Source organism: Halalkalibacter sp. APA_J-10(15) (genome assembly GCF_023017105.1).
Classification (GTDB): Bacteria; Bacillota; Bacilli; order Bacillales; family Bacillaceae_D; genus Halalkalibacter.
Window position 1 is genome coordinate 1 of record NZ_JALKEV010000044.1, and the last position, 1,066, is coordinate 1,066.

Consider the following 1,066-nt stretch of genomic DNA (forward strand, 5'->3'; position numbering starts at 1 on the left):
AGGATCAAACTCTCCATAAAAGTTGAGTTGAATTAGCTCATATATTTCATAAAACATTGACGAGATTCCTTGTTGCTCACGCAACAATTGTCTCTTTTTCGCTTGGCTTTTGTTCAGTTTTCAAAGAACTCTTTGGTGGAGCCTAGCGGGATCGAACCGCTGACCTCCTGCGTGCAAAGCAGGCGCTCTCCCAGCTGAGCTAAGGCCCCTCTTCAACATTTATACTAAGTGGTCGGGAAGACAGGATTTGAACCTGCGACCCCTTGGTCCCAAACCAAGTGCTCTACCAAGCTGAGCTACTTCCCGATAAAAATGGCGCGCCCTGAGAGATTCGAACTCCCGACCTTTTGATTCGTAGTCAAACACTCTATCCAGCTGAGCTAAGGGCGCATATGGTGCCGAGGGCCGGACTTGAACCGGCACGGTAGTCACCTACCGCAGGATTTTAAGTCCTGTGTGTCTGCCAATTCCACCACCCCGGCAGGACTTCTTTTAGAAATAGAAGAGCGGAAGACGAGATTCGAACTCGCGACCCCCACCTTGGCAAGGTGGTGTTCTACCACTGAACTACTTCCGCAGTATAAAAGTGCGGGTGAAGGGAGTCGAACCCCCACGTCATAAGACACTAGATCCTAAGTCTAGCGCGTCTGCCAATTCCGCCACACCCGCATATAAAATCACCTTAAATGGTGAGCCATGAAGGACTCGAACCTTCGACCCTCTGATTAAAAGTCAGATGCTCTACCAACTGAGCTAATGGCTCAAATCAATGCCGGCCAGAGGACTTGAACCCCCAACCTACTGATTACAAGTCAGTTGCTCTACCAATTGAGCTAGACCGGCTTATAATGGTGGAGGATGACGGGATCGAACCGCCGACCCCCTGCTTGTAAGGCAGGTGCTCTCCCAGCTGAGCTAATCCTCCAAATATTTTGTTTATCGCCCGGCAACGTCCTACTCTCACAGGGGGAAGCCCCCAACTACCATCGGCGCAGAAGAGCTTAACGACCGTGTTCGGCATGGGAACGGGTGTGACCTCTTCGCTATCGCCACCGGACTTTGAACA

Annotated in this window: 9 tRNA genes and 1 rRNA gene; all 10 read right to left on the reverse strand. The window is 50.8% G+C overall.

Annotated features, from left to right (window positions below):
- Window positions 1-133: 133 nt before the first annotated feature.
- Window positions 134-209 (reverse strand) — tRNA-Ala (locus tag MW695_RS22130).
- A gap of 20 nt (window positions 210-229) precedes the next feature.
- Window positions 230-306 (reverse strand) — tRNA-Pro (locus MW695_RS22135).
- Between the two features lie 7 nt (window positions 307-313).
- Window positions 314-390, reverse strand: a tRNA-Arg gene (locus MW695_RS22140).
- A 3-nt stretch (window positions 391-393) separates the two neighbouring features.
- Window positions 394-482, reverse strand: a tRNA-Leu gene (locus MW695_RS22145).
- Between the two features lie 23 nt (window positions 483-505).
- Window positions 506-577 (reverse strand) — tRNA-Gly (locus MW695_RS22150).
- Between the two features lie 10 nt (window positions 578-587).
- A tRNA-Leu gene (locus tag MW695_RS22155) sits at window positions 588-669 on the reverse strand.
- A gap of 18 nt (window positions 670-687) precedes the next feature.
- Window positions 688-763: transfer RNA gene (locus MW695_RS22160), tRNA-Lys, on the reverse strand.
- Window positions 764-770: 7 nt separating this feature from the next.
- Window positions 771-843: transfer RNA gene (locus MW695_RS22165), tRNA-Thr, on the reverse strand.
- A gap of 6 nt (window positions 844-849) precedes the next feature.
- Window positions 850-925: transfer RNA gene (locus tag MW695_RS22170), tRNA-Val, on the reverse strand.
- A 16-nt stretch (window positions 926-941) separates the two neighbouring features.
- Window positions 942-1,057, reverse strand: a 5S ribosomal RNA gene (gene rrf, locus MW695_RS22175).
- Window positions 1,058-1,066 lie beyond the last annotated feature (9 nt).